At 67.5% G+C, this 19,190-nt stretch carries 16 protein-coding genes; 8 read left to right on the forward strand and 8 right to left on the reverse strand.

Annotated elements, in window-relative coordinates; genetic code table 11:
* Position 1 precedes the first annotated feature (1 nt).
* The 8 genes from ACWEFL_RS22105 to dnaA all read right to left on the reverse strand — a co-directional run bounded on the left by ACWEFL_RS22105 (position 2) and on the right by dnaA (position 12,769).
* Positions 2–643 carry a DUF3566 domain-containing protein gene (locus ACWEFL_RS22105; RefSeq protein WP_451715211.1) on the reverse strand — a complete coding sequence of 214 codons (642 nt, stop codon included), beginning with the start codon at positions 641–643 and terminating at the stop codon, positions 2–4.
* 4 nt (positions 644–647) lie between these two features.
* Positions 648–3,311 carry a DNA gyrase subunit A gene (gyrA, locus tag ACWEFL_RS22110; protein WP_451715213.1) on the reverse strand — a complete coding sequence of 888 codons (2,664 nt, stop codon included), beginning with the start codon at positions 3,309–3,311 and terminating at the stop codon, positions 648–650.
* A gap of 41 nt (positions 3,312–3,352) precedes the next feature.
* Positions 3,353–5,416, reverse strand: a complete 2,064-nt coding sequence (gene gyrB, locus ACWEFL_RS22115; protein WP_451715216.1) for a DNA topoisomerase (ATP-hydrolyzing) subunit B — start codon at positions 5,414–5,416, stop codon at positions 3,353–3,355.
* 619 nt (positions 5,417–6,035) lie between these two features.
* Entirely contained in the window at positions 6,036–6,578 is a 543-nt protein-coding gene (locus tag ACWEFL_RS22120) for a DUF721 domain-containing protein (RefSeq protein WP_451715218.1), read from the reverse strand.
* Positions 6,575–7,738 (reverse strand): DNA replication/repair protein RecF, encoded by a 1,164-nt coding sequence (recF, locus tag ACWEFL_RS22125; RefSeq protein ID WP_451715221.1) that lies wholly within the window; start codon positions 7,736–7,738, stop codon positions 6,575–6,577. The genes ACWEFL_RS22120 and recF overlap by 4 nt, the downstream gene beginning before the upstream one ends.
* A gap of 32 nt (positions 7,739–7,770) precedes the next feature.
* The gene (gene gnd, locus ACWEFL_RS22130; RefSeq protein ID WP_451715224.1) at positions 7,771–8,649 is read right to left on the reverse strand and encodes a phosphogluconate dehydrogenase (NAD(+)-dependent, decarboxylating); all 879 of its coding nucleotides are present in this window, start codon (positions 8,647–8,649) and stop codon (positions 7,771–7,773) included.
* Positions 8,650–8,783: 134 nt separating this feature from the next.
* Positions 8,784–9,914, reverse strand: coding sequence for a DNA polymerase III subunit beta (gene dnaN, locus ACWEFL_RS22135; protein ID WP_451715227.1), 1,131 nt, complete (start codon positions 9,912–9,914; stop codon positions 8,784–8,786).
* Positions 9,915–10,978: 1,064 nt separating this feature from the next.
* On the reverse strand, positions 10,979–12,769 hold the full coding sequence (gene dnaA / locus ACWEFL_RS22140; RefSeq protein WP_451715229.1) for a chromosomal replication initiator protein DnaA: 1,791 nt from the start codon (positions 12,767–12,769) through the stop codon (positions 10,979–10,981).
* Positions 12,770–13,139: 370 nt separating this feature from the next.
* Between dnaA and rpmH the strand changes: the two genes are divergently transcribed.
* The 8 genes from rpmH to ACWEFL_RS22180 all read left to right on the forward strand — a co-directional run bounded on the left by rpmH (position 13,140) and on the right by ACWEFL_RS22180 (position 19,062).
* Positions 13,140–13,277: a 50S ribosomal protein L34 gene (rpmH, locus tag ACWEFL_RS22145; protein ID WP_003975051.1), complete on the forward strand. Its 138-nt coding sequence runs from the start codon at positions 13,140–13,142 to the stop codon at positions 13,275–13,277.
* A gap of 18 nt (positions 13,278–13,295) precedes the next feature.
* A complete protein-coding gene (gene rnpA, locus ACWEFL_RS22150) occupies positions 13,296–13,667 on the forward strand; it encodes a ribonuclease P protein component (protein ID WP_451715233.1) in 372 nt (123 codons plus the stop codon).
* The gene (gene yidD, locus ACWEFL_RS22155) at positions 13,664–14,020 is read left to right on the forward strand and encodes a membrane protein insertion efficiency factor YidD (protein ID WP_451715236.1); all 357 of its coding nucleotides are present in this window, start codon (positions 13,664–13,666) and stop codon (positions 14,018–14,020) included. The genes rnpA and yidD overlap by 4 nt, the downstream gene beginning before the upstream one ends.
* 3 nt (positions 14,021–14,023) lie before the next feature.
* Positions 14,024–15,298 carry a membrane protein insertase YidC gene (gene yidC, locus ACWEFL_RS22160; RefSeq protein ID WP_451715238.1) on the forward strand — a complete coding sequence of 425 codons (1,275 nt, stop codon included), beginning with the start codon at positions 14,024–14,026 and terminating at the stop codon, positions 15,296–15,298.
* A 14-nt stretch (positions 15,299–15,312) separates the two neighbouring features.
* Positions 15,313–15,825, forward strand: coding sequence for a Jag family protein (locus ACWEFL_RS22165; protein ID WP_451715241.1), 513 nt, complete (start codon positions 15,313–15,315; stop codon positions 15,823–15,825).
* Positions 15,826–15,939: 114 nt separating this feature from the next.
* Positions 15,940–16,656 carry a 16S rRNA (guanine(527)-N(7))-methyltransferase RsmG gene (rsmG, locus tag ACWEFL_RS22170; protein ID WP_451715244.1) on the forward strand — a complete coding sequence of 239 codons (717 nt, stop codon included), beginning with the start codon at positions 15,940–15,942 and terminating at the stop codon, positions 16,654–16,656.
* A 250-nt stretch (positions 16,657–16,906) separates the two neighbouring features.
* Positions 16,907–17,983: a ParA family protein gene (locus ACWEFL_RS22175; protein WP_451715246.1), complete on the forward strand. Its 1,077-nt coding sequence runs from the start codon at positions 16,907–16,909 to the stop codon at positions 17,981–17,983.
* A complete protein-coding gene (locus ACWEFL_RS22180) occupies positions 17,980–19,062 on the forward strand; it encodes a ParB/RepB/Spo0J family partition protein (RefSeq protein ID WP_451715249.1) in 1,083 nt (360 codons plus the stop codon). The genes ACWEFL_RS22175 and ACWEFL_RS22180 overlap by 4 nt, the downstream gene beginning before the upstream one ends.
* The last annotated feature ends 128 nt before the right edge of the window (positions 19,063–19,190 follow it).

Consider the following 19,190-nt stretch of genomic DNA (forward strand, 5'->3'; position numbering starts at 1 on the left):
ACTACTCGTCCTCCGCCAGGGTCAGCTCCACGCCGCCCACGAAGCCGGCGGACAGGTTGTAGATGAAGGCTCCGAGGGTCGCCAGCGCCGTAGCGAGGACCACATCGATCACCGCGATCACCGAGGTGAAGATCAGCACACGCGGAAGCGACAGAAACGCCTGAAGGTCAAAGCCATTGCTCTCGTTGGAGCCGGTGGCCTCGCTGATCGTCCCGCCGACGGTCGAGAAGACGCCCATGGCGTCCATGACCATCCACAGGACGGCCGACGCGACCACGGTGCAGACGCCCAGCGCGATCGAGAGCAGGAAGCTGACCTTCATCACCGACCACGGGTCGGCCTTGGCCACCCGCAGCCGCGCCTTGCGGGTACGAGGCGTCGTCCGCGCCCCCGTGCGCGGCAGCCGGACGCCCGACTGAGTCCCTCCGTCGCCCTGCGGCGACGGATACGCCTGCGGCGGGTGGTACGGCCCCGCCGCCTGCCGGGGGGCGGGCTGCTCGCCGCCGAACATCTGGTGCTGGGTCTGCCCCCCGCGGGTCCCCGTCACCGTCGCCCCCTGGGAGTCCGTGGCCGAGCCACGGGCACCGTCCGTTCCACCAGCAGCTCCAGCAGCGGCCGAACCGGCGCCCGTGGCTCCACTCACGCTCTTACTCCTCGTGCTCCCCGGCCGAAGGCGCCGTGCCCTCGACTGCCGCCTCGGCCGCACCACCGTCGGCCTCACCGGTCATCCCTACGACCTCTACAGAGGTCTCCGTGACCTCATCGGTTCCGTCGCCTTCGGCTTCGGTCCCGTCGACTTCCTCGGCCTCACGCCCGGCCTCGGCGTTCCGCGCGATCCCGACCACGGCATCACGCTTGCCCAGGTTGATCAGTTGGACACCCATGGTGTCACGACCGGTCTCCCTGACTTCATTGACTCGCGTGCGAATCACACCGCCGCTGAGGGTGATGGCCAGAATCTCGTCGGACTCCTCGACCACCAGGGCGCCCACGAGCGATCCGCGGTCCTCCACGATCTTGGCGGCCTTGATGCCGAGGCCACCACGACCCTGGACGCGGTACTCGTCGACGGCGGTCCGCTTCGCGTAGCCGCCGTCGGTAGCGGTGAAGACGAACGTACCGGGCCGGACCACATTCATCGAGAGAAGTTCGTCTCCTTCACGGAAACTCATCCCCTTGACACCCGAAGTGGCACGTCCCATCGGGCGAAGTGCCTCATCCGTCGCGGTGAACCGGATCGACTGGGCCTTCTTGCTGATGAGCAGGAGGTCGTCTTCGGCCGAAACCAGTTCGGCGCCGATCAGCTCGTCGGCGGTGCCGTCGGTGCCGTGGTCCGTCTCCCGGAGATTGATCGCGATGACGCCGCCCGACCGGGGCGAGTCGTAGTCCTTGAGAGGCGTCTTCTTGACCAGGCCGCCCTTGGTGGCGAGCACCAGATAGGGAGCGGCCTCGTAGTCGCGGATGGCGAGGATCTCGGCGATCTGCTCATCGGGCTGGAAAGCGAGCAGATTGGCGACGTGCTGCCCGCGGGCGTCGCGGCCCGCGTCCGGCAGTTCGTACGCCTTGGCACGGTAGACGCGGCCCTTGTTGGTGAAGAAGAGCAGCCAGTGGTGGGTCGTGGAGACGAAGAAGTGGTCGACGATGTCGTCTTCCTTGAGCTTCGCGCCCCGTACGCCCTTGCCGCCGCGCTTCTGCGAGCGGTAGTCGTCCGTCTTCGTGCGCTTCACATAGCCGCCGCGCGTGATGGTGACGACGATGTCCTCTTCGGCGATCAGGTCCTCGATGGACATGTCACCGTCGAAGGGCACCAGCATGGTGCGCCGGTCGTCACCGAACTTGTCGACGATCACGGCCAGCTCGTCGCTGACGATCTGACGCTGCTTCTCGGGGGAGGCGAGGATCTCGTTGTACTCGTTGATCTTCGCCTGGAGTTCGTCGTGCTCGGCGACGATCTTCTGGCGCTCCAGAGCGGCGAGCCGGCGCAGCTGCATCTCCAGGATGGCGTTCGCCTGGATCTCGTCGATCTCCAGCAGGCCCATCAGGCCCCCGCGCGCGGTCTCGACCGTGTCGCTGCGCCGGATCAGCGCGATGACCTCGTCGATGGCGTCCAGCGCCTTGAGCAGACCGCGCAGAATGTGCGCCCGCTCCTCCGCCTTGCGCAGGCGGAACTTCGTCCGCCGGACGATGACCTCGATCTGGTGGGTCACCCAGTGACGGATGAAGGCGTCCAGCGACAGCGTGCGCGGCACTCCGTCGACCAGGGCCAGCATGTTCGCGCCGAAGTTCGTCTGAAGATCGGTGTGCTTGTACAGGTTGTTCAGCACGACCTTGGCGACGGCGTCCCGCTTGAGGACGATGACCAGCCGCTGGCCGGTACGGGACGAGGTCTCGTCGCGTACGTCGGCGATGCCGCCGATCTTGCCGTCCTTCACCAGATCAGCGATCTTCTGCGCCAGGTTGTCCGGGTTGACCTGGTACGGAAGCTCGGTGACCACCAGGCACTGGCGGTTCTGGATCTCCTCGACCTCGACGACCGCGCGCATCGTGATGGAGCCGCGGCCGGTACGGTACGCCTCCTCGATGCCCTTGCGCCCCACGACCAGCGCACCGGTCGGGAAGTCGGGGCCCTTGATCCGCTCGATCAGCGCTTCGAGCAGTTCCTCATGGGTGGCGTCGGGGTGCTCCAGCGCCCACTGCGCTCCGGCCGCGACCTCCCGCAGATTGTGCGGGGGGATATTGGTCGCCATGCCGACGGCGATGCCCGCCGAGCCGTTGACCAACAGGTTCGGGAAGCGCGCCGGGAGAACCGTCGGTTCCTGGTTGCGGCCGTCGTAGTTGTCCTGGAAGTTGACGGTCTCCTCGTCGATGTCCCGGAGCATCTCCATGGACAGCGGCGCCATCTTGCACTCGGTGTACCGCATGGCGGCGGCCGGGTCGTTGCCCGGGGAGCCGAAGTTGCCGTTGGAGTCGACCAGGGGCATCCGCATCGACCACGGCTGCGCCAGTCGCACCAGCGCGTCGTAGATCGAGGTGTCGCCGTGCGGGTGGTACGTACCCATGACGTCGCCGACGACGCGGGCGCACTTGTAGAAGCCCTTCTCGGGCCGGTACCCGCCGTCGTACATCGCGTAGAGCACACGCCGGTGGACGGGCTTGAGACCGTCCCGTACATCGGGCAGCGCGCGCGACACGATGACGGACATCGCGTAGTCGAGATACGAGCGCTGCATCTCGGTTTCGAGCCCGACGGGCTCGATCCGCAGCACCGGCTCTTCTTCGGTCGTGGCAGGGGTGGGTGTCTCGTCGGCCATTGCTGGTCTTCGTTCCTTTCGTACGGTCAGCTGAGACCGACTCAGATGTCGAGGAAGCGGACGTCCTTGGCGTTGCGCTGGATGAAGGAGCGCCGGGCCTCGACGTCCTCACCCATCAGCACCGAGAACAGGTCGTCGGCCTGCGCGGCGTCGTCCAGCGTCACCTGGCCGAGGACGCGGTGCTCCTGGTCCATGGTGGTGACACGCAGTTCCTCGGCGTTCATCTCACCCAGACCCTTGAAGCGCTGGATCGAGTCCTCCCGGATCCGCTTGCCCTGGCCCTTGCCCAGTTCGACGAGCGCGTCGCGCTCACGGTCCGAGTACGCGTACTCGAAGTCGTCCCGGCCCCATTTGATCTTGTACAGCGGCGGGCGCGACAGGAACACGTGCCCGGCCTCCACCAGCGGCCGCATGAAGCGGAAGAGGAAGGTCAGCAGCAGGGTGTTGATGTGCTGGCCGTCGACATCGGCGTCCGCCATCAGGATGATCTTGTGATAGCGGAGCTTCTCGATGTCGAAGTCCTCGTGGACCCCGGTGCCGAAGGCCGAGATCAGCGCCTGGACCTCGGTGTTCTGCAGGATCTTGTCGATCCGCGCCTTCTCGACGTTCAGGATCTTGCCCCGGATGGGCAGGATCGCCTGGTACATCGGGTTGCGGCCGGACTTCGCCGAGCCGCCGGCGGAGTCGCCCTCGACGATGAAGATCTCGCACTTGGTGGGGTCGTTCGACTGGCAGTCGCTGAGCTTGCCCGGCAGTGAGGCGGACTCCAGCAGGCCCTTGCGGCGCGTGAGGTCGCGGGCCTTGCGGGCGGCGACCCGCGCGGTCTGCGCCTGGATCGACTTGCGGATGATGTCCGCGGCTTCGTTCGGGTTGCGGTCGAACCAGTCGGTGAGGTGCTCGTGCACGACCTTCTGGACGAAGGTCTTCGCCTCGGTGTTGCCCAGTTTGGTCTTGGTCTGGCCCTCGAACTGCGGCTCGCCCAGCTTGACCGAGATGATCGCCGTCAGGCCCTCGCGGATGTCCTCGCCCGAGAGGTTGTCGTCCTTCTCGCGCAGCAGCTTCTTGTCGCGCGCGTACCGGTTGACCAGGCCCGTGAGCGCGGCGCGGAAGCCCTCCTCGTGCGTACCCCCCTCATGCGTGTGGATGGTGTTCGCGAAGGAGTAAACGCCCTCGGTGTACTGGGAGTTCCACTGCATCGCGATCTCGACCGAGAGCATGCGCTCCTTGTCCTCGGACTCGATGTCGATCACGGTGGGGTGGATCAGCTCGCCCTTGCGCGAGTTGAGGTACTTCACGAAGTCGACGAGGCCGCCCTCGTAGTGGTACTTGACGGTACGGGCCTGCTCCTCGTCCGTCTCCTCCGCGGTGTCGGCGCCCGCGGTGGCCTTCGCCGACTCGCGCTCGTCGGTCAGCGTCAGGGTCAGGCCCTTGTTGAGGAAGGCCATCTCCTGGAAGCGGCGCGAGAGCGTCTCGAAGGAGTACTCGGTGGTCTCGAAGATGTCGCCGTCGGCCCAGAAGGTGACCGAGGTGCCGCTCTCCTCGGTGGCCTCGTTGCGCGCGAGGGGGGCCGTGGGGACGCCGAGCTTGTAGTCCTGGGTCCAGCGGTAGCCGTCCCGCTTGACCTCGACGGCGACCCTGGAGGAGAGCGCGTTGACGACGGAGACGCCGACGCCGTGCAGACCACCGGAGACGGCGTAACCGCCGCCGCCGAACTTTCCGCCCGCGTGCAGCACCGTGAGGACGACCTCGACGGCGGGCTTGTTCTCCGACGGGACGATGTCCACGGGGATGCCGCGGCCGTTGTCGATGACGCGGACGCCGCCGTCGGCGAGGATCGTCACATCGATGGTGTCCGCGTGCCCGGCGAGGGCCTCGTCGACGGAGTTGTCGACGACCTCGGCCACGAGGTGATGAAGGCCACGCTCACCGGTCGAGCCGATGTACATGCCGGGTCGCTTGCGGACCGCGTCCAGACCCTCGAGGACGGTGATGGCGCTGGCGTCGTACGAGGCGGTGACCTCGCCGTTCCCAGCGGCGGGGGTGGACGGGATGTTCTCGTTGGGGTTGCCGGAATCGGCCACGAAGCGCCCTTTCTGGCACAGCACAGGCCGTTCTCCGGGCAATCGGGAGCGGCTGCGTCGTTCGACATGTTCCGCAAGGTGGCGGGATTGTCATCAGTCTACCGGTACCACCGACATGAATGGGGGTTTGCCGGTAGCTGAGTCCGCATGTGCCGCCCTGAACACCGCCGGTCCGACTCCCCATATCCGGGAAGGGGCTCCAGGAGCCCCACACGGGCGTTGAGCGCTTCCGTGTAGTCAACCTCCGGCTACGGTGAGGGAGGTCGTGGAGAAGGGGGTCAACCGGGCCCGGCAGGGCAAGGGGCACCGGGCCGAACCCGCCGGAAATCCGGCGCTTCCGGGCACTCGGCCGGCCTCGGTTCGGCACGGCACCGGGGGCGGCGGTCCGGGAAGGAAGCCGAGCGGCCGGGAGAGCGGCGTACCGGCCCGTCCTCCGCTCCGTACGACATCGGACGGAGCCTCGACCGGATGCCGGACCGAGTGTCATGACCGGATCGAGGGCCCTGCCGAAGCCGGCGGGAGGCGACGCGGGACGGGCGACGGCGACGACGGGCGACGCGGGACGGGCCACCGCGCCGGGGACGGACGAGAGACCGGATTCACATCGGCCCGGCACCGGGCCCGGTGCCGCCGCGGTCTCCTTCTACCCGTACGTGTCTCCCGGTCCCACACTCCCCGGAGCCCGCAGCGGACCGAAGCCCCTGCGGGGCGCGCCGGGCCCCAGGACCTTGAGGACGCGGACGGTTCCCTGGCCCAGATCCTCGTTGAGACGGGCCACCAGACGGGGGGCCAGCAGCCGCAGCTGAGTCGCCCAGGCGGTGGAATCGCACTGAACGGTCAGCACGCGCTCGTCCTCGTCGTATCTCTCCGGCACACAGTGGTTCGCCAGGCCCTCGCCCACGATCTGCGGCCAGCGGCCCATCACCCCGCCCACCGCGGCCGGTGTCTCCCAGCCGCGCTCCGTGATCAGCCGGTTGATCGCCGCGCCCAGCGTCAGCGGGTCACGGCCATCGGCCCGCGCCCCGGAGCGCAGTCCGCCACCCCGTCTGGCCTGCCGTTTCTCCTGAGCGGCGGCACCTCGTGCCCGAGCCTGCTCCTTGGCGGCGCGCAGGGCGACCCTCGCCAGGTCCACGCCGGACGCCTCGGCCGCTTTCGGTGCGGCGGGCAACGGAGACTCCTCGTTCACGCCCGCTCCACCCCGCCCTCGGCCACCGCGTACCTCGCCCCGGCCAGCACTCCCGGCACATCGTCGTCGACGGCCGCGGTCACCAGGACCTGCTCACCCGGAGCCACCAGTTCCGCCAGCCGCTCACGCCGCTTGACGTCCAGCTCGGCGAAGACGTCGTCCAGGACCAGGACGGGTTCATTGCCCTCAGTCCTCAGCAGATCGTACGAAGCCAAACGCAGCGCCAGCGCATACGACCAGGACTCGCCATGGCTGGCGTACCCCTTCGCCGGCAGCTGCCCCAGCTTGAGGACCAGCTCGTCCCGGTGCGGGCCGACCAGCGTCACTCCCCGCTCGATCTCCTGTTTCCGCGCCTCGCCCAGCGCGGCGAGGAGCCGCGCGTACAGCTCATCGCGGCCGGATGGCAGACCGTGCGGAGGGTCGTGCGCCTCGCCCTCCCCGCGGGCGGAGGAACGGTACTCCAGAGTGAGCGGACCGCCGCCGGGCGCCAGCGCCTCGTACGCCTTGTCGGCCAGCGGCTGGAGCGCGCCGACCAGCTCGATGCGCTGTGCCAGCAGCTCCGCCCCCGCACGTGCCAGATGCTGATCCCACACGTCGAGTGTGGACAGATCCGCTCCCGAGGTCGCCGAGGACTTCCCGTGCCGCCGTGCCAGGGCCGCCGATTTGAGCAGCGTGTTGCGTTGTTTGAGCACCCGCTCATAGTCCGAGCGGACCCCCGCCATCCGGGGCGCGCGCGCCGTGACCAGCTCGTCGAGAAAGCGCCGGCGGTCACCGGGATCGCCCTTCACCAGCGCCAGATCCTCGGGCGCGAACAGCACCGTCCGTACGATCCCCAGCAGATCACGCGGCCTGACCTGCGACGATCTGTTGATACGGGCCCGGTTCGCCTTTCCCGGATTGAGTTCCAGCTCGACCAGCTGGGAGCGCTCGCCCTGGGTGACGGCGGCGCGGATCACCGCCCGGTCCGCCCCGACCCGTACCAGCGGCGCGTCCGAGGAGACCCGGTGGCTGGCGAGTGTCGCGAGATAGCCGACCGCCTCGACCAGATTGGTCTTGCCCTGCCCGTTGGCCCCCACGAAGGAGGTGATGCCCGGATCGAGTGGGACCTCGACCCGGGCGTACGAGCGAAAGTCGGCCAACGACAGATGCGTGACGTGCATGGATGTACGCCGACCTCCCCCGGCTGGTGCCGCTACTTCTTGCTCTCCACCGCATGGCCGCCGAACTGGTTGCGCAGTGCGGCGATCATCTTCATCTGCGGGGAGTCGTCCTGCCGTGAGGCGAACCGCGCGAACAGCGACGCGGTGATCGCGGGGAGCGGTACGGCGTTGTCGATGGCGGCTTCCACCGTCCACCGGCCCTCGCCGCTGTCCTGTGCGTAGCCCCGCAGCTGGTCCAGGTGCTCGTCCTCGTCCAGCGCGTTGACCGCCAGATCGAGCAGCCAGGAGCGGATGACCGTGCCCTCCTGCCAGGAGCGGAAGACCTCACGCACGTCGGTGACCGAGTTGACCTTCTCCAGCAGCTCCCAGCCCTCGGCGTACGCCTGCATCATGGCGTATTCGATGCCGTTGTGGACCATCTTGGCGAAGTGGCCCGCGCCGACCTTGCCCGCGTGGACCGAGCCGAACTCGCCCTCGGGCTTGAGCGCGTCGAAGATCGGCTGCACCTTGGCGACGTTCTCGGCGTCGCCGCCGTACATCAGCGCGTAGCCGTTCTCCAGGCCCCAGACGCCGCCGGAGACTCCGCAGTCGACGAAGCCGATGCCCTTGATGCCCAGCTCGACGGCGTGCTTCTCGTCCTCGGTCCAGCGGGAGTTTCCGCCGTCCACGACGACATCACCGGGGGAGAGCAGTTCGGCCAGCTCGTCGATCGTGGACTGGGTCGCACCGCCGGCCGGGACCATCACCCAGACGACCCGAGGCCCGTGGAGCTTGTCCACAAGATCCTTGAGGCTGTGGACATCGGCGAGGTCGGGGTTGCGGTCGTAACCGATGACGGTGTGGCCCGCGCGGCGGATGCGCTCGCGCATGTTGCCGCCCATTTTGCCGAGGCCGACGAGGCCGAGCTGCATCTGAGAGTCCTTCGCGTTGTATGCGGTGCGTGACTGGTTCGAGCCTACGCCCGAGGGCCCGACGCAGCCCGACGGACCTGCTCGGGATGTGAGCAGGCCCGTCGGGATCGCTTGATCGGCCGCCTCGCGGAGCCTCAGCCGGAGAGGCGGACCGGCATGATCAGGTACTTGTACGCCTCGTCCGCCTCGGCGTCCAGGGCGGGCTTGCCGCTCAGCAGCGCGGGCTTGGTGGAGGTGGTGAAGGAGAGCTGCGCGACCGGTGAGTCGATCGCGCTGAGCCCGTCGAGCAGGAAGGTCGGGTTGAAGGCGATCGAGATGTCGTCGCCCTCCAGCTGTGCGTCCACCCGCTCCACAGCCTGTGCGTCGTCGCTGGAGCCGGCCTCCAGGATCAGTACGCCCTGCTCGAAGCTCAGCCGGACCGGAGTGTTCCGCTCGGCGACGAGGGCCACACGCTTGACGGCCTCGACGAACGGCGGGGTCTCGATGACGGCCACCGAATTGAACTCGGTCGGGAACAGCGTCCGGTACTTCGGCAGATCGCCCTCGAGCAGCCGGGTCGTGGTCCGCCGTCCGGCGCCTTCGAAACCGATGAGCCCCTCGCCCGCACCCGAGCCGGAGAGCGCCAGCGTCACGGTGTCGCCGGTGGTCAGGGCCTTGGCGGTGTCCAGCAGCGTTTTGGCGGGCACCAGGGCGACGGCGGACGCGTCCGGATTCTCCGGCTTCCACAGGAACTCGCGGACCGCGAAGCGGTAGCGGTCGGTGGAGGCGAGGGTGACGCTCTCGCCCTCGATCTCGATCCGCACGCCGGTGAGGACGGGCAGTGTGTCGTCCCGGCCGGCCGCGATGGCGACCTGGGCGGCGGCGGAGGCGAAGATCTCACCGGGCACGGTGCCGGTCGCGGTCGGCATCTGCGGGAGTGCGGGGTACTCCTCCACAGGCAGGGTGTGGAGCGTGAACCGCGAGGACCCGCAGACCACGGTCGCCCGTACACCGTCTGTGGAAATCTCCACCGGCCGATTGGGCAGGGCGCGGCAGATGTCGGCGAGCAGGCGGCCGGAGACGAGCACGGTGCCGTCCTCGTCGACCTCGGCTTCCACGGAGACCTTCGCGGAGACCTCGTAGTCGAAGCTGGAGAAGCTGAGCGCCCCTTCCTCGGCCTTCAGCAGCAGACCGGCGAGCACGGGCGCCGGGGGACGGGCTGGAAGGCTCCTGGCCACCCAGGCCACCGCCTCCGCGAGTACATCGCGCTCAACCCGGATCTTCACCGGAACCGCCTCCTGCTGTCGCTGACTCGCCCTGCTGGCCCATGTCGTCGGCTGTGTCGCCGGGGACCAGTCTGACGTACGGCACCGACAGTAGGTGCGGGTCGGGGTCAAGTCGTGACAACGGGCGTGGCGGGCTCCGGGGCCGAGTTGTGCACAGGCCCCACTTCGAAGCCAATTCCCCGCTAACTCTGAGTGGCAGTAGTAGTAGGGCCTGTGGAAACCGTGGATAACGTCGTCCAGGCAGGTCAGAGCCACTTTTTTGTCCACCGTGCCTGTGGGTGGAACCAGTGGACAACCGGGGGCTTCTGTGGACATCGGAAAGTTCTGCACAGTCGATGCACAGGCCGGGGGTACTTCTCCCCAGCTCCGTCCCCAGCTTTACCCACGTTCCCCACAGCCCAATCCGACCCCGCGGTGTGACGGCTTTCACTCGGCCCGGTGAGACCTGGTGTTTTGTTGCCGAACAGTGGACAGCGGTGTGGAGAAGCTGTGGGCAACCGGGCCCCGCCTGTGGGCCGCCGGTGGACAACGGCGATCACCCTCTGTGGACGGACTGATTATCCACAGCCTGTGGAGTACGGTTGGCCACAAATCCACAACCGGCTGACCTGCTGTGATCATGTACCGGCGGCTCTGTCTGTGGACACAGTCTGGACAAGTCCGCGGTCCCCAGGCTGTGGACGGAGGATTCTCCCCCGATCTGTGGAGAACGCCGTCCCACGATTCCGTATTCGAACGCGGCGATGTGAGCGTTCCGTACGCGAGACGACCGGCGGCCCGCGATCTGCCCGCCGTCTGCCCGCGTCGGGAGTCCTCCGGAGTGCCGTACGGGGCTTCCCGAGACACCGCGAAGCAGTCTCCGCGGCTCGGATCAGACCCGTACGGCGGCGCACGGAGCCCCCGCCCGGCGTCCGCGCGACGCGGGCGGGACGCGTCGGCCGACCGTCTTCGGCCCCGCCCGCAGGCGGCCTTCTGAACGCCGCGTATCACGTGACACGGGAAGCGCCCCGGAGCCTGTCGCTCCGGGGCGCTGCGGAAGAGGCCGGGCTCTCTCCGGGCCCTGGCTAGCCGTTCTTGATCCGGTTGGTGAGTTCGGTGACCTGGTTGTAGATCGAGCGCCGCTCGGCCATCAGCGCGCGGATCTTACGGTCGGCGTGCATCACGGTCGTATGGTCGCGGCCGCCGAACTGCGCGCCGATCTTCGGCAGCGAGAGGTCGGTCAGCTCCCGGCACAGATACATGGCGATCTGCCGTGCCGTGACGAGCACCCGGCTGCGCGAGGATCCGCAGAGGTCCTCCACTGTCAGCCCGAAGTAGTCCGCGGTGGACGCCATGATCGCGCCCGCGGTGATCTCGGGGGCCGAATCCTCGCCGCCGGGGATCAGATCCTTCAGCACGATCTCGGTGAGCCCGAGGTCCACGGGCTGCCGGTTGAGCGACGCGAACGCCGTCACCCGGATCAGCGCGCCCTCCAGCTCGCGGATGTTGCGCGAGATCCGGGACGCGATGAACTCCAGTACCTCCGGCGGAGCGTTGAGCTGCTCCTGGACCGCCTTCTTACGGAGGATCGCGATTCTCGTCTCCAGCTCCGGCGGCTGGACGTCCGTGGTCAGTCCCCATTCGAACCGGTTCCGCAGCCGGTCCTCCAGGGTCACCAGCTGCTTGGGCGGCCGGTCGGAGGAGAGCACGATCTGTTTGTTGGCGTTGTGGAGCGTATTGAAGGTGTGGAAGAACTCCTCCTGCGTCGACTCCTTGCTCGCCAGGAACTGGATGTCGTCGACCAGGAGGATGTCCACATCGCGGTAGCGCTTGCGGAAGGTGTCGCCCTTGCCGTCCCGGATCGAGTTGATGAACTCGTTGGTGAACTCCTCGGAGCTGACGTACCGCACCCGGGTCCCCGGATAGAGACTGCGCGCGTAGTGCCCGATGGCGTGCAGCAGATGCGTCTTGCCGAGCCCCGACTCCCCATAGATGAAGAGGGGGTTGTACGCCTTGGCCGGCGCCTCCGCGACGGCGACGGCGGCCGCGTGCGCGAACCGGTTGGAAGCGCCGATGACGAAGGTGTCGAACAGATACTTCGGATTCAGCCGCGCCTGTGGCTCGCCGGGCCGAGGCGCGGGCGAGGGCTGGGCTCCCAGGGGCCCTGGAGCGCCCGTGGGGCCCCCGCGATGCGGCGGCTGGGGCTCGGGCAGCTCATGGCGCTCCGGGTGCGAAGGCTCGTAACCCTGGCGTTCGGGCGGCTGTGGCGACCGGTAGTCGTGCTGAGGCTGGTGCGGCCTGGTGGTGGCGTACGGATCACGGTCCTGGAAGCCGCCGAGCCGCGGCTGCTGCCAGGACAGGTCCTCCTGCGCACGCGGCCAGGCGCCGGGCTCGGGCCGCTGCTGCTGATAGTCCGGGTACGCGGGTCGGATATCCGGGAGCCCGTCATCGGCGGCCCGGTGTCCGTAGCCGCCGTAACGGTCGTCCTGCGGGTATCTGTCGCCCTGCTGATCAGCGTGCCCGCCATGTCCCTGATGGCCCTGGTGCCCCGGATAGAGGGGAGGCTGCGGCTGCTGGGCGGACTGCTGCGACGGGGGCTCGGCGGCCGAATCGTCGACCGTGATCGCGATCCGGATCGGACGGCCGCATTCACGGCTCAGGGTCTCGCTGATCAGCGGGGCGAGGCGGCCTTCGAGAACCCGCTTTCCCCATTCATTGGGGACGGCGAGCAGCGCGGTGTCCGCCACCAGCGCGAGAGGCTGACAGCGTTCGATCCACTGCTTGTCCTTGGGTTCGATGCCCTGCTGCCCGTCGGCGAGGAGCTGTTCCAGCACTCGTGGCCACACTGCGGCAAGATCGGCAGGTACGTCAGCCACAGGGCACGCTCTCTCGCAGGTCCCACGAATGTGTGGTTCTCGGGACGGTATGGGATGGACAGTCGAGGACAGAAAGGAAAAGTTCCGGAGTTCAGCCAAGGTAGTCAGGGCGACCCGTGCGGTTCAAGTTGTTGTCCACAGCCTGTGCACAGTGGCTGGAGCGTGGGGCGTGGTTTGACCGGATGGCGTAGCCGCGCGTACCGTGACCAGGTCGAGTTGTCGATGGCTGCTGCCGCCTGCCTCCGATGGGCAATGATCACGGTCTGTGATCGTGAAGCGGTGCACTCGGGCGAAACGCGAGCTACTCGTGGGCGCACGGTGACAGCCAGGCGATGTCCCGCCATCTACGAATCTTCTCTGGAGCCCCCGAGTGAGCAAGCGCACCTTCCAGCCGAACAACCGTCGTCGTGCCAAGACCCACGGTTTCCGTCTGCGTATGCGTACCCGTGCCGGCCGCGCGATTCTCGCGACTCGCCGCAGCAAGGGTCGCGCCCGCCTGTCCGCCTGATCGCGTACAGGTCATGACGTGCTGCCTACCGAGAATCGGCTGAGGCGGCGCGAGGACTTCGCGACCGCGGTACGACGAGGACGCCGGGCAGGTCGCCCGTCTCTCGTCGTACATCTACGAAGCGGTTCACCGGACCCGCACGCGCCTGGGGAGAGCGCTCCCCCGACGTGTGCGGGTTTCGTCGTGAGCAAGGCCGTGGGTGGCGCGGTCGTACGCAACAAGGTCAAGCGCAGGCTGCGGCATCTGATACGCGATCGGCTCGCCGAGCTGCCCCCCGGTAGCCTGGTTGTCGTACGGGCGCTGCCCGGCGCGGGCGACGCCGACAATGCACAACTGGCCCGAGACCTGGATGCCGCCCTCCAACGGCTGCTGGGAGGGGGCGCGCGATGAAGTACCCGCTGCTGGCTCTGATCAAGCTGTATCAGTGGACGATCAGCCCTTTGCTGGGGCCCGTCTGCCGGTACTACCCGTCGTGTTCCCACTATGGATACACGGCCATCGACCGCCACGGTGCGGTGAAAGGCACGGCGCTCACCGCCTGGCGGATTCTGCGGTGCAATCCGTGGTCCCCGGGGGGAGTGGATCATGTGCCGCCCCGTAAGCGTCCGCGGTGGCACGAGATGCTGCGTGACGCAGTGCGTGGCAAGAAGGGCGGGCACCGCGCTGACGTGCCTTCCCGGGGGTCGGCCCCCGAGCCCCCGAGTCCGGCCGCAGAGACCTCGCCCAATGCTCAAGGAGCCTGATTAGTGGACACGATTGCCAGTCTCTTCAGTTTTATCACCACGCCTGTTTCGTGGATCATCGTCCAGTTCCACAAGCTCTATGGGGCGATCTTCGGCCCAGACACGGGCTGGGCCTGGGGACTGTCCATCGTGTCGCTGGTGATCCTCATCCGCATCTGTCTGATTCCGCTCTTTGTGAAGCAGATCAAGTCGATGCGGAACATGCAGGCGCTCCAGCCGAAAATGAAGGCGATCCAGGAGCGCTACAAGAGCGACAAGCAGCGTCAGTCCGAAGAGATGATGAAGCTGTACAAGGAGACGGGCACCAACCCGCTCTCCTCGTGCCTTCCGATCCTCGCGCAGTCGCCGTTCTTCTTCGCCCTGTACTACGTGCTCTCCAACATCGCATCGGGCAACACCGTCGGTGTCATCAACGAGTCTCTGCTCGCCAGCGCACGTCAGGCCCATATCTTCGGGGCCCCGCTGGCGTCGAAGTTCACGGACAGCACCAGCAAGGTCGCCGCTCTCGACGCCTCGCTGCTGGATGTGCGCGTCGTCACCGCGATCATGATCATCCTGATGTCGGCGTCGCAGTTCTACACCCAGCGCCAGCTGATGCAGAAGAACGTCGACCTGACGGTGAAGACGCCGTACATGCAGCAGCAGAAGATGCTGATGTACATCTTCCCGGTCATCTTCGCCGTGATGGGTGTCAACTTCCCCGTCGGTGTTCTCGTCTACTGGCTGACCACCAACCTGTGGACCATGGGTCAGCAGATGTATGTGATCAACCAGAACCCGACCCCCGGCAGCAAGGCCCAAGACCACTACCTCGAGCGTCTGCTGAAGAGCACCAGCGCCCATGGCGAGGTCCGCTCGCGACGTAAGCGCAAGGTCGTCCAGACCATCGTCGCCAAGGGGCCGGACCGCAACGAGAACGAGCGGCGGTTCATCACCGGCCTGTCCAAGGCCGGGTTCGCGGCCCAGGCGGACGGCACCGTGGCCAAGGTCGACTCGGCTGCCCTCGATGCCGAGGCCGGCGGCGCCACGCAGCGGCGTCAGCAGCCCAAGCGGCAGACCAAGGCGAAGCGCCAGTCCGGCGGCACCCAGCACGGGGGAACCAAGACCGATGACTCGGGCGACTCCGAGTCCAAGCCGTCCCTGCAGAAGAAGAACGCACCGCAGGACGCGAAGCCCAAGCGGGCCGGAGGGGCCTCCTCGGGCTCCGCCCGCCAGCAGCCCAAGTCCGGACAGCGCAAGGGCCAGCAACGGCCCAAGCACCCGTCGTCCAAGAAGTAAGAAGGAGTCCATCCGTGACGGAAGGCACCATCCCCGCTGCCGCCAAGGGAAGCGACACCCTGAACCGCCTTGAGCAGGAGGGGGAGATCGCCGCCGACTACCTTGAGGGTCTGCTCGACATCGCCGACCTCGACGGCGACATCGACATGGACGTCGAGGCCGACCGGGCTGCGGTCTCGATCATCAGCGAAGCGGGCAGCCGGGATCTCCAGAAGCTCGTTGGGCGGGACGGAGAAGTCCTGGAGGCCCTCCAGGAGCTGACACGGCTCGCCGTGCACCGGGAGACCGGTGACCGCAGCCGTCTGATGCTGGACATCGCGGGTTTCCGGGCCAAGAAGCGCACCGAACTGGCCGAACTGGGGGCCAAGGCCGCCGGCGAGGTCAAGAACACCGGGCAGCCGGTGAAGCTGGACCCGATGACGCCCTTCGAGCGGAAGGTCGTGCATGACGCGGTCGCCGCGGCGGGGCTGCGCAGTGAGTCCGAGGGCGAGGAGCCGCAGCGCTTCGTCGTCGTGCTCCCTGCCTGACCTCCTTTGTTCCCTCGGCCCCGTCTGTTTCGCAGACGGGGCCGATCTTTGTCAGCCTGTTAGTCAGCCACCACAGTCCACATTGCGACAGTGCGGTACGGAAGGACGGTCCCCGTGACGGAGGCAGCAGAGCTTCCCCAGGCGCCCGACGCGGCGCGGACGGTATTCGGAGAGTTCTTTCCGGAGGCCGTGCGATATGCGGAACTGCTCGCTGATGCCGGAGTCAAGCGGGGACTGATCGGTCCCCGTGAGGTGCCTCGGCTCTGGGAGCGCCATCTGCTGAACTGTGCCGTGCTCTCCGAGGTGGTGCCGGAGGGTGTCACGGTCTGCGATGTGGGTTCGGGCGCCGGTCTGCCCGGCATCCCTCTGGCACTCGTACGCCCCGATCTGAAGATCACGCTTCTTGAACCGCTGCTGCGGCGGACGAACTTTCTTCAGGAAGTGGTCGAACTGCTGGGTCTCGACCATGTGACCGTGGTCCGCGGTCGTGCCGAGGAGGTCCTCGGCACGCTACAGCCCGTCCATGTGGTCACGGCTCGTGCCGTGGCGCCGCTGGATCGTCTGGCGGGCTGGGGGGTGCCTCTGCTGCGGCCCTATGGCGAGATGCTGGCGCTCAAGGGCGACACCGCAGAGGCGGAGCTGCGAGGCGCACGGGCGGCACTGAGCAAGCTCGGGGTGGTGGAGACCTCGGTGCTTCATGTCGGCGAAGGGCTCGTGGACCCACTCTCCACGGTGGTGCGGGTGGAGGTCGGGGAGAGTCCCGGTGGAGTGCGTTTCGCGGCGAAGCGTGCCAAGGCGGCCCGGACGAGCCGCACCCGCCGTCGACGCTGACCTTCTGTCGGGACGTTCCGTATCAAGATTCCATACGTACGCATTTCGGAGTGTCTTCCGGATGTAGTTCCGGGATCCAGGCATCGTGTTTCACGTGAAACGTCGCTCACTGCTGCAAGGAATCATCAGCCGCGGGCGCGCTGCCGCCCCGATTCGGAACCGGAAGCCTCTCGCCGGGGTCACGAAGTTGTCCACAGAAGTGGATTCATCCACAGATGCACGGGCCTCGCTGGTTCATGACCCCGAAAGCATGGCAGGCTCTGTTCATCGCGAGCCTGAAGTCGAGGAGAGTGAATCCTTGCGGTCCGACGCCAACATCGCGGGACCGATGACCGATCCGGTCCCCGGTCCCCGTACCGAATCGGTGGGTGAGGGTGTTTCACGTGAAACACCGCCCCCGATGGACGACACCCCCATTGGCCGAGCTGCCCAGCTGGCCGTGGAGGCGCTGGGGCGTGCCGGTGAGGGGCTGCCCCGGCCTGATCAGACACGCGTCATGGTTGTCGCCAATCAGAAGGGCGGCGTAGGGAAGACCACCACCACGGTCAATCTCGCTGCCTCGCTCGCACTGCATGGTGCGCGCGTTCTGGTGGTCGACCTCGATCCGCAGGGCAACGCTTCCACAGCGCTGGGGATCGACCACCATGCCGAAGTCCCCTCGATTTATGACGTCCTGGTGGAGAGTAAACCGCTCTCCGAGGTGGTCCAGCCGGTCCCGGACGTCGAAGGACTCTTCTGCGCCCCCGCCACCATCGATCTCGCCGGTGCGGAGATCGAGTTGGTGTCGCTGGTGGCGCGGGAGAGCAGACTTCAGCGGGCGATCCAGGCATACGAGCAGCCGCTGGACTACATTCTGATCGACTGCCCGCCGTCGCTCGGTCTGCTGACGGTCAATGCGCTGGTCGCCGGTGCGGAGGTGCTCATCCCGATCCAGTGCGAGTACTACGCGCTGGAGGGCCTGGGGCAGTTGTTGAGAAATGTGGACCTGGTGCGCGGGCATCTGAACCCCGCGCTGCATGTGTCGACCATTCTGCTCACCATGTACGACGGTCGGACCCGGCTGGCCTCCCAGGTGGCCGACGAGGTCCGTAGCCACTTCGGCGAAGAGGTGCTGCGGACGAGTATTCCCCGTTCGGTGCGTATCTCGGAGGCTCCGAGCTATGGGCAGACGGTGTTGACCTACGATCCGGGCTCCAGCGGATCCCTGTCGTACCTGGAGGCGGCTCGCGAGATCGCGATGCGAGGAGTCGGAGTCCGCTACGACCCGTCGCACGCCCATGTGGGCGCCCAGAAAAGCCAGCAGAACATTTCGGAGGGGATCCAGTGAGCGAGCGACGTAGAGGGTTGGGGCGCGGGCTCGGTGCCCTGATCCCTGCCGCTCCCCAGGAGAAGCAGGCACCCCCCAGCGGTGCCACAAGCTCCACGGGAGCGGTCCCGGTACTGACCGCGGAACGTGGTGTGGCGGCTGCCAGGGTGGCTACCCTGCCGTCCGCTCCGGTCGAGCCCGACGCGACCGGAGTCCTGTCGGCGCAGTCCACGGAGCCGGTCGGCGCGCACTTCGCCGAGTTGCCACTGGACACGATCACGCCCAACCCGCGACAGCCTCGTCAGGTCTTCGATGAAGACGCGCTCGCCGAGTTGGTCACGTCGATCAAGGAGGTGGGACTCCTCCAGCCGGTTGTCGTACGGTCAGTGGGACCGGACCGCTATGAGCTCATCATGGGTGAGCGCCGCCTGCGGGCCTGCCGTGAAGCCGGCCTTGAGCGGATCCCCGCGATCGTCCGCGACACGGAGGACGAGAAGCTCCTTCTGGACGCGCTGCTGGAGAATCTGCACCGTGCTCAGTTGAACCCGCTGGAAGAGGCCGCCGCCTACGACCAGCTGCTCAGGGACTTCAGCTGCACGCATGATCAGCTGGCCGACCGGATCGGGCGTTCGCGCCCACAGGTCTCCAACACTCTGCGACTGCTCCGGCTGTCGCTCCCCGTCCAGCGCAGGGTGGCGGCGGGTGTTCTCTCCGCCGGACACGCGCGGGCGCTCCTGTCGGTGGATGATTCCGAAGAACAGGACCGGCTTGCCCACCGGATCGTGGCGGAGGGGCTCTCGGTGCGGGCGATCGAGGAAATCGTCGCCTTGCTCGACTCCGGTCCTCAGAGCGCGGCCAAGCCGAAGAGGCCGCGAGCCGGTGCCCGGCTGTCGCCGGCGCTGTCCGATCTGGCCTCCCGGCTCTCGGACCGCTTCGAGACACGGGTGAAGGTCGACCTCGGCCAGAAGAAGGGCAAGATCGTCGTTGAGTTCGCTTCGATAGAGGATCTGGAGCGCATTCTCGGGACGCTTGCGCCGGGGGAAGGCCGGGTTCTGGAACAGGGTCTGACCGACACCCCCGAGCCGGGCGACGAGGACTGAAGCTCTCCGCGCTGCAGATGGGGCGGGCCGTGTCCGGTGAAGTGTACGAGGTCGGGGCCGGGCGCGACCAGCACGCCCGCGAGCCCCGCGTCCGCGGCCGCCCGTGCGGCGCGGTCCATCCGGTCCCG

This window comes from Streptomyces sp. NPDC004838 (genome assembly GCF_053600955.1).